Raw genomic sequence first — 14,402 nt, 5'->3', positions numbered from 1 at the left:
GGTCGAGAGTGTGCGCGGTCGCGCAGTACTGGTTGTACGTTCGCTGCTCCACTTCACCACTCTAGACTTCGCGCTTCCCGTTCTGGGACGAACGAACCTCCAGGAGCAGGCGGGCGAGCGGCTCGGGGTGGGTCAGCATCACGTCGTGCGGACCGTCCAGCGCCAGCGTCCGGTATCCGAGTGCCTCGCCGAACCGGTCGAACGGGTAGGTCTGCGGTCTGCAGTAGAGGGCGGTGCCGGGAATCCCGTCGACCGCTCCGGTCAGGCGAGTGGATTCGGTGAACGTGCGCAGCGGCTGGGGGAGCAGGCGTGGGGCCAGCCAGGCGGCGTTTTCGGTGTCGGTGATGCCGAACGCCGCCGGGGGCGGGGCCGGAATGCGCCGTCCGTCCCCGCGTGTCTCGGCCGCCGTGCGGACGGCCTGCACGAAGGAGCCGGGGGCCAGGCTGGCCATGCCCTCGCCATCGGTCCCCGCCCATCCGTCCACGAGGACGAGGTGGCCGACGGCGTCCGGCCGCGCGTCGGCCGCTTCGCGGACGACCAGGCCCGCGTAACTGTGCCCGACGAGCACGATTTCCTCCTGCGCCGCAACGGTGTCGAGCGCGGCGACGACCGCCTCGGCGTGGTCGTGGAGCCCGAAGTCCCCATCGGCGCCGAGGTCCGGGGTGAGCGTGCGTGCCCCGGCTGCGTGTAGCAGTGGGACGACCCGCTCCCAGGCCCAGGGGCCGTGCCAGGCGCCGTGGACGAGAACGAACGTGGTCATCGGTGGTTCTCCCTGCGCAGCAGGGGCAGAACCTGGTCGGCGAACTCTTCCAGGCCGGTGTGGTGGTCCTCGGTGGCCAGGCGGATCACGAGGTGGCGCGCGCCGGCATCGGTGTAGCCGGTCAGCCAGTCGGCGGCCTGCCGGGCGGTACCGGCGAACATGGCCTGGATCGACTCGACGACCTCGAGCGGCGCGTTGTAGTAGCGCTCGATGCTGTTGCGCAGGCGCCGGCGCGCCCTTTCGGGGTCCTCGTCCAGGCAGACCGTCGCGTACAGGGCCGGAGTGATGGGACGGGCCGTCGCCGCCTGCTCGATGACCCGGTGTTCCTCCGCGTACGTCGCCGCCTTGGGCGGATAGGGGAGCCAGCCGTCGGCGAGGCGGGCGACGCGGCGCAACGCCGGGCCGTTGCTTCCGGCCAGCCAGATCGGCGGCCCTCCCGGACGGAGTGGCGGGGGCGCGATCCGCACGTCTTCGAAGGCGAAGTGCTTTCCCCGGTAGGACACCGCCTCTCCCGACCAGAGCAGCCGCATCGCGTCGATCGACTCCTCCATCCGGCTGGTGCGGCGATCGAAATCGACGCCGACCGCCGCGAACTGGGCCCGGGTGTTGGGGTTGGGAAACCCGCCGCCCACGCCCGCGATCACCCGTCCTCCCGACAACCGGTCGAGGGTGGCGAGCTGGTGCGCCAGCAGGATCGGATGGCGCAGCGCGGGCAGCAGCACCGCCGTGCCGAGCGCGACCCGTCCGGTGGCCTGGGCCACGGCCGACAGCAGCAGCAGCGGATCCGCGCGCGGCCTGGTCACCGGGCTGTCGCCCGCCCAGACCGAATCCAGGCCCAGTTCCTCGGCCCGGCGTGCCTGGGCCACGAGCCGTGCCGGTTCGTGCTCGCCCAGCACGGTCTGGTCGCGCGTCGGCAGCAGGTAGCCGATCTGCGGTCCCGTCATCTCGCCTCCCGTGATCACGTACTTCTTGTTTTTGAAGTGTGAAGTTCGATTTACGGTAGCAAGAGGAGAGTGCGATGACAACGGCCGTGCGCGGCGCGGTGGCAGGGGCGGTCTGGACCCTCGCCGGTGACAGCGTGGGCCCACTTGCCACTTTTCCCTGTACTGCTGGGAAATCTTGTGCTATCGGGCAATCGTTGCGACTGGGACACCAGCTTCGCTACCTTGGTTGGGGCAGCCGGGGGCCCTTGCGTGACACCCCGGCATCCGAGGGGAGCATGTTGTCCAATCCACTGGTGGCCCAGAAGCAGGACTCGACGACCGCGATCTCGGGTATCGCCGTTCTCGAAGACGCCCAAGGGCTCAAGGAGAGCATCGAGAGCGGTGACTGGGCTTCGGCGGTGATGGGTGCCGCGGGTACGGCGATGGACGCCCTTGCCTTCGTCACCGATCCGTTCGGGTCCATCCTGGCCAACGGTGTCGGCTGGTTGATGGAGCACGTCGGACCGCTCAAGGAAGCTCTGGACAAACTGGCCGGTGACCCGGACCAGATCACCGCGCATGCCGAAACGTGGAAGAACATCGCCTCCGAACTGGGGCAGGTCGCGACCGATCTGGGCACTCAGGTCAGCGCCGATGTCCAGTCCTGGACGGGCCCGGGAGCGGATGCCTACCGCCGGCAGGCCGAGGAAGTGGCGAAGGTTCTCGAGGGCGCCGGGCAGGCATGTGAGGGCGCTTCCAGTGGCGTGAAGACCGCCGGTGAGGTCGTCGCGGCGGTGCGGCAGCTGGTGCGGGACACCATCGCGCAGGTGGTGGGGCACATGGTGTCCTGGGCGCTGCAGGTCCTGTTCACTCTGGGCATCGGGTTGACCTGGGTGGTGCCGCAGGTGGTGAACCTGGTCGCGAAGACGGCCAAGAACATCGCCCAGCTGATGAAGAACCTCCTCAAGGCCCTTGGCGACCTCGGCAAGCTGTTCGGCAAGGCGGGCGACCTGTTCAAGAAGGCGTCCAATTCCTTGAAGGGCCTCAAGTCCGGCGAGAAGGCCACGCACGCCAAGCTCGACAACCTCCCCACCGGCGCGAAGAACGTCGACCCGGTCGCGGGCAGGCCGACCACTCCTGAAGGCGCCACCCACGCCTCCAGCGCCACGAACGGTTCCCACTCGCCGCGCGGGACGGGCGACACGCGGTCCGGCACCTCGACCGACACCGGCGGCGGTGCCACACCACCGCCCTCGCCCAGCGTGTCCACCAGGGGCTTCGACAACGGTTCGACCGGCCCCAGTTCGACGAGGCCTTCCTCGGCCCCGAAGAACCCGCGCGACTCGGCCGTCGAACCGGGCAATCGCGTGTGCGAGTCCGATCCGGTCGACGTCGCCACCGGTGAAGTGGTGCTCGAGCAGCGGGATCTCGACCTCGGTGCGCTGGTGCTCGACCGCACCCACGTGTCTTCCTACCGCGCCGGGCACTGGTTCGGCACCTCATGGGCGTCCACACTGGACCAGCGGCTCGAACTCGACGACGAGCACATCCGTTACTTTTCGCCCACGGGCACGATCCTCGTCTACCCGCGCGGCGACGGCGAGCAATGGCCGCTGGAAGGCTCCCGGTGGCCGCTCACGCGCACCGCGGATGGCTACACGCTGCAGGCCGGCGAACGGGTACTCGAATTCTCCGGCTCCGGCACCGTCCTGCCACTGAGGGCCTTCGAGGCGGGCCAGCGCGTCGAAGTGTTCTACGACGACCACGGCGCTCCCGCGCAGTTGCGGCGCGAGGACGGCGTCCGTGTCGGGGTGCGTGCCGAGCGTGGCCGTGTCGTGGAACTGGCCGTGCTGGGCGACGGCACGCTGGCGGACGTCCCGGTGGCGAAGTTCGGCTACGACGACCGGCGCCGTCTCACCCAGATCGTCAACTCCTCGGGCCTCCCCCTGCGGTTCGACTACGACGACGCCGGGCGTATCACCGGCTGGCAGGACCGCAACGGCGTCTGGTACCGCTACGTCTACGACAACCGCGGGCGCTGCGTCCGCACCGTGGGCGACGGCGGATTCCTCGACGGTGCCTTCGAATACGGCGATCACGTCACCCGGCACACCGACTCCCTCGGCAACGTCACCGAGTTCCACCTCAACGACGCGCATCAGGTCGTGCGCGAAGTCGACCCGCTCGGCGGCGTGACAGTGTCCGAATGGGACCGCTACGACCGGCTCCTCGCCCGCACCGACCCGCTGGGCCGCACCACCCGCTACGGCTACGACGACGCCGGAACCGTCTCCGAGGTCCACCGGCCCGACGGGTCCACCGTCCTCCTCGAACACGACGACAGTGGCGAGATCGCCGCGATCACCGTCCAAAGTGGAGAAGTGTCCTGGCACCGCCGGTACGATGGCGGCGCCCCCGACCCGCTCACCGAACCGATCGGCGTCGCCACTTCGCTCTCGCTCGCCACCGGGGAACCGCCCGCGCCCACCGGTGTCGAGCCGGACCAGTTCGGCCGTCCCCGCTGGCTGGCCGAAACCGGCGGCGAACGGGTGCGGCTCGGCTGGACCGTCGAGGGCCGTCCCGCATCCAGGGTGGGGCCACGGCAGGAGCGTGCCGTCTGGCGCTACGACGGCGAGGGCAACGAGACCGAGCACGTCGACGAGCTCGGCCGCGTCACCCGCCGCGAATACGGCCCGTTCGACCGGCTCACCGCGCTCACCGACCCGTCGGGCGCGCGCACGACGTACACCTACGACACCGAGCTGCGGCTGACGTCGGTCACCGATCCCAGGGGCCGCGTCTGGCGGTACCGGTACGACGCGCTCGGGCGCCTGGTCGAGCAGACCGACTTCGGCGGCCGCACCCACGGCTACACCTACGACCCCGCCGGGCAGCTGGTGCGCTCGACCGATCCGGACGGACTCGTGACCGAGTACCGCTACGACCCGGTCGGCAACCTCGTCGAGGTGCGCGCTCCAGGGCGGATCACGGCGTACCGGTACGACCCGGCCGGACAGCTCGTGCACGCCGCGAACGGCGAGTCCACAGTGGAGTTCGAGCGTGATGAGTACGGCCGTGTCGTGCGTGAGACCGTCGACGGCCGCAGCGTCACGTTCGAGTACGGCATCGGCTTCATCCACCGCCGCACGCCGGGCGGGGTGGAGAGCACCTGGACGTTCGACGACCTCGACCGCCCGGTCGGGCTCACCGGGGGCAGGCACGCGGTCCGCTACCGCTACGACCTGGACGGCCGTGTCACCAGCCGCACCGACGATGCCACGGTCCTTGGCCACACCTACGGTCCCGGCGGGGCTCTCGTGGCGCAGACCGTGACCACCACCGGGAACGTTCCCGTGCAGCGGCGCGTGTTCAGCCATCACGCCGACGGCTCGCTCGCGACGCTTCATGACGAGGTCACCGGTCTCACGACGTTGACACGGGACGCTGCCGGGCGCATCACGGCGGCGACCACGCCGCAGGGGCGCGAGGAGTACCACTACGACGTTTCCGGCGCACTGATCGCGCCCGCGGGAGTCACCGTCACCGAGGACGGGCACGGCCGCCGGGCGAGCCGCCGGCAGGCGGCGGGCGCGCACGCGTACAGCTGGTCCGGCGACCGGCTTGCCGCGGTCACCACCGGGGACGGCGCCGTATGGCAGTACCACTACGACCCGCTCGGCAGGCGCGTCGGCAAGACCCTCCGCGCACCCGATGGCACCACCCGGACCACGCTCTACACCTGGGACGGCACCAGGCTGATCGAGGAGGCCGGGCCGGGGCACCTGGTGACGTGGGACCACGTGCCGGGCACCGTCGTCCCGGTCGCGCAGCGCGAGCGCGACGCCCGGGGCGAGCGGTTCCGCACCTTCGTCACCGACGCCATCGGCACCCCCACCGACCTGCTCGACGAGCGGGGCGCACTGGTATGGACCAGTCGCCGCACCGCGCACGGCCGTGAACTCACCGCGGCGCCCACTCCGCTGCGCTTCCCCGGGCAGTACGCCGACGCCGAGACCGGTTTGCACTACAACGTGTTCCGCTACTACGACCCCGTGACGGCGCGGTACCTCAGCCAGGACCCGTTGGGGCTGGAGCCTGGCCCGGACCCGTACGCCTACGTCACCGATCCCTACGCGCGGTACGACGCGATCGGGCTGATGGATTGCACGAAGACGTCCGGCGCGGACAACCCGGTGCCGCCGACGCCGAAGGCCGGGCACGGCCCGGGCAACACCGGTGGCAGCGCGGGCAAACCGACACCGCCGCCCGTCCCACCGAAGCTGTCGGCCAAGAAGCCGGGGCCCAAGAAGACGCCGCCGCCACGTCCGACCGGTCCGAAGCCGGACCTGAACCGGCCGAAGCCCACCGCGTCGCAGACGCAGCCCGCCGGTGCCAAACCGCCGCCACCACCGGTCCCGCCGAAGCCGGACCTGAACCGGCCGAAGCCCGAACCGTCGCACACGCAACCCGAACCGTCGCACACGCAGCCGGGATCGCCGCCGCCGAAGCCGCAGCCGAGCAGTGCGCTCGGTACCGAGGGCAACCCGGCGTCCAAGCCGCCCGCGTCCAAGGACGACTTCCATCCCGTCGAATCGGACGACAAGCCGAGTCGCGGTGGTAAGCAACCGCTGGGCACTTACACGTTCAAACCGGAACCGCAGCGGGTCGGCGGGACCGGTTACAACGGGGTGACTCCCATGCAGGAGCACGTGTTCCAGGGCCTGATCGACGACAAGATCAAGGATTGGCGGGCCGAGGGGGTCATGGACCAGCCGGTGAAGGTGCCGGTGTACTACCCGCCGAACGCCCCGAACGTGCTCAAGATCGACGGCGACGGGCACCATAGGTTCGCCGCGGCCATGGAGAGCGGGCGCCCGATCGAACTGGTCCTGCGCAAGCAACCCGCCGGAATGGGGCTGCCCAACACCATGGTCGACTGGACCGGTACCACCATCGTGGAAGGGTGGCCCAAGCCGGGCCAGTGGATCAAGTGACCCGCCGACCCGTCCCGCCGGGACGGGTCGGTCTGCGGAGCCGGAACCTGCGTGTTGCCGTGCGACGTCTTCTCCTGCTGAAGCCGGAATTGAGTTGTGTCACGCACTAAGTGCGTGGCACAATGATTGCGCCACGCAACAGTCGTGGGGTGATCGGTGCGAGAAGGGGAAGCCGGGATGGGGCACACGTCGCGTCGCGAAACCGAGGAACGTGTGCTGGCCGCACTGCCGGGCTGGGTCAACGCGATCTCCCAGCTCAACCGGCTGATCGCGGAACGGATGGGGGTCACCGCCAGCGATCTGGACTGCCTGCACGTGCTGAACCAGCAGGGGCCCGCCACGGCGGCCGAACTGGCCCGCCGCGTCGGCCTGACCGCCGGGGCGGTGTCGCGGATGATCGACCGCCTGGACGCCGCGGGCTGTATCAAAAGGACCAGCGATCCCCTGGACCGGCGCCGCGTGCTGATCGAACCGACCAGCGACGGCCTGTCCCGCATCGCGGCCTATTACGACGGGCTCACCGCCCGCGCCCACGACGACCTCGCGGTCTTCCGCAAGGAGGAACTCGACGCACTGCTGCAGTTCGTCGAGCGCTCCCAGCGCAGCGCCCTCGGCGAACTCTCGCGTCTGCGCCACGGCCGGCACGCCCGCTGACCGGGCGGTTCCGATCTCTGAGGGGAAAACATGACCGGACGTGACGACTCGCCCAAGAAACGGCGGGCCGGGATGGCGGGCCTCGCCTGGAATTCGCCGGATCTCGCCACTGCCGAGACGCTGGTGCTGGATAGCCCGGACTTCGACCACGAGGGCACGATCCCGGCCGTTCACGCGTCGAGGCGAGTCGGCGGCGAGGATCTGTCACCGGCCTTGACGTGGTCCCCGGCCCCGGCGGACACGGCGCAACTGCTGCTGGTCGTCGAGGATCCCGATGCCCCCACACCCCTGCCGTTCGTCCACTGCGTGGCCTTGCTGGACGCCTCGATGACCGGTCTCACGCGCGGGGCGCTGGATGCCGGGGATCCCGCGGACGGCGTGCACGTCCTGCGTTCGGGCATCGGCAGTGGCTACTTCGGCCCGGCGCCGCCGAAAAGTCATGGTGCGCACCGATACGTGTTCCAGATCTTCGCGCTGGCCAAGCCGCTCACCGCGGGCCCTCGCGGCACCGCCCTGGACTCCGCCAAGCCGCGTGAGGTGCTCGCCGCCGCCGGGGACGTCCTCGCCCGAGGGCGTCTCGACGGCTTCTACGGACGCACCTGACCGCTTCGAGCCGAGGAGACCGCGGCATGAGCGACCCACGCGTCCATCGATTCGCCGCCCGCGATGGCGTGGAACTGGCATTCCGTGAGACCGGGCACGGCCGTCCCCTGGTCCTGCTCCACGGCTTCACCGCCTCGGGAAGGCAATGGCTCGATCACGGTCCCGCCGCCGTCCTCGCCGCGGACGGCCACCGCGTCATCCTGCCGGATTTCCGCGGCCACGGTGACAGCGCCCGGCCGCACGATCCAGCCTCCTATCCGGCCGATGTGCTGGCCGACGACGGCCTGACCCTGATCGATTGGCTCGGGCTCGACGACTACGACCTCGGCGGCTACTCGCTGGGCGCCAGGGCGGTGCTCCGAATGCTGGTGCGCGGCGCCCGGCCCGCCCGCGCGATCGTGGCCGGCCAGGGACTCGCCGCGGTGCGCAGCACGGCGGCGAACGGCACGAACCACCGCGCGCTGACCGCCCTCGCCAACGGGGACGCCGTCGAACCCGGGTCGGCGGAGGCGGAAGCCGCGCACTGGATCACCCATCTCGGCGGCGATCCCCGCGCGCTGCTTCAGGTCCTGAACTCGCTCGTCGCAACGCCCGCCGGGGCGTTACGACGCCTCGAAACCGCCACTCTCGTGGTGGTCGGCGATCGGGATCACGACCACGCCTCCGCCGAAGCGCTCGCCGCCGTCCTGCCCCGCGCGCGGTTCACCCGGGTGCCGGGCGATCACTGGAGTGCGCTCACCGGACCGGGGTTCGCGCGCGCGGTCCGCGCGTTCCTTGCCGGGCAGTCCGGCTGACAGCCGATTGATCCGAGCACGGTTCCACGCCGCCTGTGGACGGTCGAACGCGCTGAATGGGTGCCCTCGGCCGGTTCACCGTGAGCGGGCGCGTGTGGTGTCCCGGGCGAGACAGTTCTTCGCGGATTCCCGGAAGTGGGCGACGAGCGGGTTGCGGTCGATGGCACGCGAGAGGACGGCCACCTGACAGGGTTCGATTCCCTCGATGGGGATGGTGGCGAGGTCGTCGCGGAGCGTGCTGCGCCGGTCGTCGGCGGGCATGACGGCGACGGCTCTCCCGTCGGCGACGGCCTCGATCTTGTCCTCGATGGTGCCGCCGAGCATCGGAGCGGGCGGAGCCGGGTCCTGGCCGGGGCGGGGGTCGAGCAGCCAGAACCCGGTCCAGGCCGGGGGCATACCGGCACAGGAGAGGAGGGGCTCGTCGGCGAAGTCGCCGGGGCTGACCGACTCCTTGCCGGCGAGGCGGTGGGAGGCGGGCACGAGCAGTACCCGGGGCTCGTCGTAGAGGACGGTCACGTGCAGGTGATCGGCCGGGGCCGGCAGCGGCGTGCGGGCGACGAGCACGTCGACCTGGTGCTCGGGCAGGGCACGGGTTTCGTCCCAGTCCAGGTGCCGGGTGTGCACGTGGGCGTCGGGATGGCGGCGGCGCAGGTCGCGCACCGCGGGGGTGATGACGAGGTCCTCGACGTAACCGATGGTGATCGTGCCGGGTGGCATGGCGGCGCGGGCTTCGAACGCCGCCTGGCCGGCGGTGTTCAGGAGTTCCTGTGCTCGCGGAAGGAATGCCACGCCGGCCGCGCTGAGGCGGCTTCCCTGCGGGGTGCGCTCCAACAGCCGCACGCCGAGTGTGTCCTCCAGTCGCTGGATCTGGCGGCTCAGCGAGGGCTGAGCGACGTGCAACGCCGCCGCCGCCCGCGCGAAGTTCAGGTGCTCGGCGACGACCGTGAAGTACCGCACCAACCGCAGGTCGAGGTCGAAGCCGCGACGCGTTTCGTCGGACACACGGCCACTGTAGCCGTCATACGGTTCCCGCATAACGGGGTGCGAAACAGGTCTTGGACGCCCGATTCGGACGGCTGTTGACTCGATGTTGCCCGGCTGGGATCGCCCCGCCGGGACGAGAACCGTCAAGCCGATTCCGGAAACCAGGGGATGTCTGACATGGGCAGATACGAGGACAAGAGTGTCGTGATCACGGGCGGCAGCAGCGGAATGGGCCTGGCCACCGCGCGGCTGCTCGTGGACGAAGGGGCACGTGTGCTGATCACCGGGCGTGATCAGGACCGGCTGGCTGCCGCCCGCGACCAGCTCGGCGAGAACGCGATCGCGGTCCGCAGCGACGCGGGATCGCTGCGGGACATCGATGCGCTGGCCGACCGGGTGAAGACCGAGTTCGGCACGGTGGACGCCCTGTTCGCCAATGCCGGTGTCAACGGTTTCGCGCCCTTCGAGGCGACGGACGAGGAACTGTTCGACCGATTGCTGACCATCAACGCCAAGGGCCCGTACTTCACGGTGCAGAAGCTCGCTCCACTGCTGGCCGAGGGCAGCGGCGTGGTATTCACCACCTCGGTCGTCAACGTGCTGGGCTTGCCGGCGCTCAGCGTCTACGCGGCCAGCAAGGCGGCGCTGCGCTCGATGACCCGCAGCCTGGCCCGGGAACTGCTCCCGAACAAGATCCGCGTCAACGCGGTCAGCCCCGGCCCGATCGACACCGGGATTCTGGAGAAGACGATGCCCAAAGAGGCGGTCGAACGGATGAAGGCACAGTTCGCCGCGGATGTCCCCATGCAGCGCGTGGGGACCCCGTCCGAAATCGCCAAGGCAGTGGTATTCCTCGCGTTCGAGGCCACCTTTACCACCGGCGTCGAACTCGCCGTGGACGGCGGCGGCACGCAGCTCTGACGCCCATCATCGCCTGCGAGCGAGCGCGCGGGTCAGAACCAGTGCAGGCAGTGCGGGGTGCGCTCGGCGCGGAAGAGGACGTCCGCGAGGGTGGCCGCGTCCGCATGGTGGGCCCGGATGTGCCCGGCACGCACGAGCGCGCTCGGGGTGGTGCCGCCGAGGTAGACCGAGCCCAGGTCGCGCACGTCCAGGGACAGGTCGGGCTCCCGGTCGGTCGGGACGCAGTCGGCCTTGCCGTCCCGGACGGTCAGCAGGTAGCGGCCGTGCTCGCCGAGGAACGGGTCGTCGACGTCGAGGACGAGTTCACCGTCGGAGAACCAGCCGCGCGCGGTCAGCGCGCGCGGGACGTCCAGCAGCCGCACCCAGAGCCAGTCGGTGTCCTCGCTCACCCGGACGGCGCGGAAGTCCGCAAGCTGCCAGCGCAGCGGGTGCCCGGGCGGGAAGTGCTTGAACACGACCTGAGTGACCAGGTCGTGTCCGAGCACGAACCGGGCCAGGGCCGTGGAAACGGCGTCGTCGGTGGCGATGGTCTCGTCGACGGTCAGGATGGCGGGCTCGCTGATCGAGTAGCTGGCGTACCCGTCCGGAACGCCGTCGGCGTCCCGGTGGACGGCGACGTAGCGCGGCGCCGGAGAGACCGGGGGCTGCCCCGCGCCCAAGGTCCACCAGCGGTGCGGCCGGGACAGCGCGCCGGGCTGTGCCCGGCGGTACCGGTCGTAGACCTCCTCCAGGATCTCGCCGCACTCGGCACGCCGCAGCAGTTCGACCGAGCCTGTCGCCGAGGCGTCGTCGACCGTTCCGCGCGCCCTGGGGAGGGCGAGGGCGGCCTGGTGACGCGGGACCGTGAGCCGCTGCTCGTAGGTCGCCGGTCCGTAGCCGAACCTGCCGTAGATCAGGGCCTCGGAGGCCAGCAGTACGGAAAGAAACTCCCCTTGCGCGCGCAGTTGGGTGAACTGATGCCGCATCATCGCGCTGAGCACGCCCCGGCGCCGGTGCGAGGGCAGGACCCCGACGGCGGTCACCCCGGCGGCCGGGACGAGGATCTCGCCGGGCAGGGTGAGCTCGAAGGAGTGAGCAGCGGCGGTGCCGACAGGCCGCCCGTCCGCCGTCACGGCGAGCAGGCTGCGGTCCATTTCGAGCGCCGCCCACCAGACGCCGCCGCCCTCGGCCGGGGTTTCCGGGAAGCGCCCGAATGCGGCGTGCAGTGTGTCGACGAAGACGTCGAAGTCCTCGTCGGTCGTGGGACGGATCTCCATTGCTGCCACTGCCTCCCGGATAACGGCACCACGACCCGCGGTGTCCCGGCACAGTGCAGCGTCGATCCGTAGCCAGGGCAAGCGAATTACGGCGGAGCCCGTGTTCTCGGCTCTGGATAACCTGGTCCCGTGGCTCTTCCCGTCAGGACGATCGCGATCAGGACCGACGTCCATCCCGACTTCAACCATGGGAAGTGTGGAATGGTGAGCCGCAGCCGCCGGAGGCTGGTTTTGAGGACTCTTTCGAAGGCACCTTCACCACGGACACCGGTCGGGTGGTGCTCGGCACGGTAACGGGTTCACCCAGCGACCGCAGCATCGAGCTTCCGCGTAAGGGCACCTACCAAATCCGCGCGTACCGGTCACGTTCGCTGGTTTTGCCCGACGACCCGAGTGACGTGGAGACCAGCGTCCAGCGTTGGCTGATCCAGATCTGGTAGTGACGCCAGGAAAGAGAACTGATATGCGGCGAGATGAGTGGGTGCCCTCGGCAGGATTCGAACCTGCGACACCTGCCTCCGGAGGGCAGTGCTCTATCCCCTGAGCTACGAGGGCCCATCGCTGGGCGACTGAGCAAAGACTAGCGCATGCTCCGGGGTGCCGATCAGGCGGCCACCCCTAAACAGGCCTGGCGTGAGCCCGCCCGCATTGCACATATGCACATGTCGCTATATGTTTGCCGTGCGAGTGAGGAGACGTCGATGGGACACGGCCACGGGCACGGGGCGGGCAGCGCCTCCGGACGGCACCTGCCCAAACTGGTCGCGGCGCTGGGCATCGGGTTCGCGTTCCTGGTGGCCGAAGTCGTGGTCGGGGTGCTCACCGGCTCACTCGCGCTGATCTCCGATGCCGCGCACATGGTCACCGACGTCTTCGGGCTGGCCATGGCGGTCACCGCGATCCTGCTGGCGCGCCGGAGCGGGCCGACCTATCGCCGCACCTACGGGTTGTACCGGGCCGAGGTGCTCGCGGCGCTGGCCAACGCGCTGCTGCTGTTCGGGGTGGCGGCCTACGTCCTCACCGAGGCGATCGGGCGGCTGTCGAACCCGCCGGTGGTGCCCGGACTACCGGTGCTGCTGACCGCCGTCGGCGGGCTGATCGCCAACGTCACGGCGTTCGCGTTGCTGCGCTCAGGGGCACAGGAGAGCCTCAACATCCGCGGTGCCTACCTCGAAGTCCTCGCCGACCTGATCGGCTCCCTGGGAGTGCTCGCCAGCGGCGCGATCACACTCACCACGGGCTGGCGCTACGCCGACCCGATCATCGGTGTCGCGATCGGGCTGTTCGTCCTGCCCCGCACGGCCGGGCTGGCCCGCCGGGCCCTGCGCATCCTGTTCCAGCACGCGCCCGTCGAGGTCGACGTCGAGCGGATCGCGTCCGAGCTGGGTGCACTGGACGGGGTACGCGACGTGCACGACCTGCACGTCTGGACGCTCACGTCCGGTATGGAGGTCGCCTCGGCGCACCTGGCGGTCGAACCGGACGCCGAGCCGGCGCGCGTGCTCGCCGAGGCCCAGAACCTGCTCGCGCACCGCCACCACATCAGCCACGCCACCCTCCAGGTCGAGCCCTACGAGTCCGCGCGGCGCTGCGAAGAACTCACCTGGTAACAGCCGTGAGGGGACTGGGGCAAGCCGTGAAGGGTCCCTTCACAGTCGATTCGACTGTGAAGGGACCCTTCACGGCCAACACTCACGCGACTTTGCCGGAGCCCCCTGCGTGTCAGGGCAGGGGCTGGGCGCCCCGTGCGGTGAGCATCTGCTTCATCAGGTCCATTTCGGCGCCCTGCGAGTCGAGGATGCTCTTCGTGAGCGCCTTCAGCGCGGACAGCGACGTGTGCTCGTGCGCGTACTCCGCCATCGGGGTGCCGCCTTGGTGGTGCCGCAGCATCAACTGCAGGAAGTACACGTCGAGGTCCTTCCCCGACAGCGAGCGCAGCTTCGCCAGCTCCGCGTTGGTCGCCATGCCGGGCATCGCGGCGTCACCGGACCCGGCCGCGGCGGTGGACGACGCCGCGGCCATCCCGGGCATACCGGCCATCTCGTGCCCCGAGGAGCCGGTCATCCAGCTCATGTACGGGCTGTTGGACTGCTCGGGCTGGCCCCACAGCATCAGCCAGCCCTTCATCCGGCCGACCTGTTCCAGCTGCGTGCTCTGGATGTCGAACGCGAGTTGCCGGATCTCCGGATCGGCACTGTGGTCGCGCGCCCAGTTCGCCATGGTCACCGCCTGCAGGTGGTGCACCGACATGTCCTGGGCGAAACCGACCTCGACCGAGCCCGCCGCGGGTGTGGCCTGTGCGGACGAGTCCATCGCGCGCTGGGTGAGGAACATGCCGAACGCGGCGCCCAGCAGGAGCACGGACAGCGCCGACGCGACGATCACGAAGGGTCGTGAGGAACGCGAGACCGGCCGGTCCGGCGTCTGCTCGTTTTCGACTTCGCTCATGGGTCAGCGGGAGGCCGGGGTCGCGGGCGGGGCGGTGACGCCGTTGCCCATGTCCTGCTGGGTCC

The 14,402-nt window shown here is 70.2% G+C and carries 12 protein-coding genes and 1 tRNA gene; 7 read left to right on the top strand and 6 right to left on the bottom strand.

The genetic code is table 11. The features are described 5' to 3' along the window. Nucleotides 1-61: 61 nt before the first annotated feature. Together FNH05_RS16370 and FNH05_RS16365 are read right to left on the bottom strand one after the other, a co-directional pair. On the bottom strand, nucleotides 62-760 hold the full coding sequence (locus tag FNH05_RS16370) for an alpha/beta fold hydrolase (protein WP_144589109.1): 699 nt from the start codon (nucleotides 758-760) through the stop codon (nucleotides 62-64). Then, nucleotides 757-1,704 (bottom strand): LLM class flavin-dependent oxidoreductase, encoded by a 948-nt coding sequence (locus FNH05_RS16365; RefSeq protein ID WP_144589107.1) that lies wholly within the window; start codon nucleotides 1,702-1,704, stop codon nucleotides 757-759. Before FNH05_RS16365 ends, FNH05_RS16370 begins: the two co-directional genes overlap by 4 nt. 293 nt (nucleotides 1,705-1,997) lie before the next feature. On the opposite strand from FNH05_RS16365, the gene FNH05_RS16360 reads away from it, so the two are divergent. From FNH05_RS16360 to FNH05_RS16345, 4 genes are all read left to right on the top strand, one after another. After that, nucleotides 1,998-6,677, top strand: coding sequence for an RHS repeat-associated core domain-containing protein (locus tag FNH05_RS16360; RefSeq protein ID WP_186382577.1), 4,680 nt, complete (start codon nucleotides 1,998-2,000; stop codon nucleotides 6,675-6,677). Nucleotides 6,678-6,833: 156 nt separating this feature from the next. Continuing rightward, the gene (locus FNH05_RS16355; RefSeq protein ID WP_246127775.1) at nucleotides 6,834-7,331 is read left to right on the top strand and encodes a MarR family winged helix-turn-helix transcriptional regulator; all 498 of its coding nucleotides are present in this window, start codon (nucleotides 6,834-6,836) and stop codon (nucleotides 7,329-7,331) included. Nucleotides 7,332-7,361: 30 nt separating this feature from the next. Then, nucleotides 7,362-7,934: a YbhB/YbcL family Raf kinase inhibitor-like protein gene (locus tag FNH05_RS16350; RefSeq protein WP_144589103.1), complete on the top strand. Its 573-nt coding sequence runs from the start codon at nucleotides 7,362-7,364 to the stop codon at nucleotides 7,932-7,934. Nucleotides 7,935-7,960: 26 nt separating this feature from the next. Beyond that, nucleotides 7,961-8,728, top strand: a complete 768-nt coding sequence (locus FNH05_RS16345; RefSeq protein ID WP_144589101.1) for an alpha/beta fold hydrolase — start codon at nucleotides 7,961-7,963, stop codon at nucleotides 8,726-8,728. 75 nt (nucleotides 8,729-8,803) lie between these two features. Here FNH05_RS16345 and FNH05_RS16340 read toward each other — a convergent pair whose 3' ends face one another. Further along, a complete protein-coding gene (locus FNH05_RS16340; protein WP_246127774.1) occupies nucleotides 8,804-9,730 on the bottom strand; it encodes a LysR family transcriptional regulator in 927 nt (308 codons plus the stop codon). 159 nt (nucleotides 9,731-9,889) lie between these two features. Between FNH05_RS16340 and FNH05_RS16335 the strand changes: the two genes are divergently transcribed. After that, nucleotides 9,890-10,633 carry a glucose 1-dehydrogenase gene (locus tag FNH05_RS16335; protein ID WP_186382576.1) on the top strand — a complete coding sequence of 248 codons (744 nt, stop codon included), beginning with the start codon at nucleotides 9,890-9,892 and terminating at the stop codon, nucleotides 10,631-10,633. Between the two features lie 32 nt (nucleotides 10,634-10,665). Here FNH05_RS16335 and FNH05_RS16330 read toward each other — a convergent pair whose 3' ends face one another. Then, nucleotides 10,666-11,889: a GNAT family N-acetyltransferase gene (locus FNH05_RS16330; protein ID WP_144589095.1), complete on the bottom strand. Its 1,224-nt coding sequence runs from the start codon at nucleotides 11,887-11,889 to the stop codon at nucleotides 10,666-10,668. A 194-nt stretch (nucleotides 11,890-12,083) separates the two neighbouring features. Here FNH05_RS16330 and FNH05_RS16325 point away from each other — a divergent pair, with 194 nt between their 5' ends. Continuing rightward, nucleotides 12,084-12,329, top strand: a complete 246-nt coding sequence (locus FNH05_RS16325) for a hypothetical protein (protein ID WP_144589093.1) — start codon at nucleotides 12,084-12,086, stop codon at nucleotides 12,327-12,329. 42 nt (nucleotides 12,330-12,371) lie between these two features. Here FNH05_RS16325 and FNH05_RS16320 read toward each other — a convergent pair. Next, nucleotides 12,372-12,444: transfer RNA gene (locus FNH05_RS16320), tRNA-Arg, on the bottom strand. Nucleotides 12,445-12,590: 146 nt separating this feature from the next. Between FNH05_RS16320 and FNH05_RS16315 the strand changes: the two genes are divergently transcribed. Continuing rightward, complete coding sequence (locus tag FNH05_RS16315) at nucleotides 12,591-13,499, top strand: cation diffusion facilitator family transporter (protein ID WP_144589091.1); 909 nt, start codon at nucleotides 12,591-12,593, stop codon at nucleotides 13,497-13,499. Between the two features lie 112 nt (nucleotides 13,500-13,611). Here the strand turns inward: FNH05_RS16315 and FNH05_RS16310 are convergent, their stop codons facing one another. Then, the gene (locus tag FNH05_RS16310; RefSeq protein WP_144589089.1) at nucleotides 13,612-14,337 is read right to left on the bottom strand and encodes a DUF305 domain-containing protein; all 726 of its coding nucleotides are present in this window, start codon (nucleotides 14,335-14,337) and stop codon (nucleotides 13,612-13,614) included. Nucleotides 14,338-14,402 lie beyond the last annotated feature (65 nt).

The sequence above is a fragment of the Amycolatopsis rhizosphaerae genome, assembly GCF_007713715.1.
Lineage (GTDB): Bacteria > Actinomycetota > Actinomycetes > Mycobacteriales > Pseudonocardiaceae > Amycolatopsis_E > Amycolatopsis_E rhizosphaerae.
The sequence above is the reverse complement of the archived record's forward strand: the minus strand, read 5'-3'. Positions and strand labels throughout refer to the sequence as shown.

What these genes read in the sequence shown, in the direction of transcription:
- FNH05_RS16370 (WP_144589109.1), bottom strand. Translation starts at nt 760, where the DNA reads ATGACCACGTTCGTTCTCGTCCACGGCGCCTGGCACGGCCCCTGGGCC.
- FNH05_RS16365 (WP_144589107.1), bottom strand. Translation starts at nt 1,704, where the DNA reads ATGACGGGACCGCAGATCGGCTACCTGCTGCCGACGCGCGACCAGACC.
- FNH05_RS16350 (WP_144589103.1), top strand. Translation starts at nt 7,362, where the DNA reads ATGACCGGACGTGACGACTCGCCCAAGAAACGGCGGGCCGGGATGGCG.
- FNH05_RS16345 (WP_144589101.1), top strand. Translation starts at nt 7,961, where the DNA reads ATGAGCGACCCACGCGTCCATCGATTCGCCGCCCGCGATGGCGTGGAA.
- FNH05_RS16335 (WP_186382576.1), top strand. Translation starts at nt 9,890, where the DNA reads ATGGGCAGATACGAGGACAAGAGTGTCGTGATCACGGGCGGCAGCAGC.
- FNH05_RS16330 (WP_144589095.1), bottom strand. Translation starts at nt 11,889, where the DNA reads ATGGAGATCCGTCCCACGACCGACGAGGACTTCGACGTCTTCGTCGAC.
- FNH05_RS16315 (WP_144589091.1), top strand. Translation starts at nt 12,591, where the DNA reads ATGGGACACGGCCACGGGCACGGGGCGGGCAGCGCCTCCGGACGGCAC.
- FNH05_RS16310 (WP_144589089.1), bottom strand. Translation starts at nt 14,337, where the DNA reads ATGAGCGAAGTCGAAAACGAGCAGACGCCGGACCGGCCGGTCTCGCGT.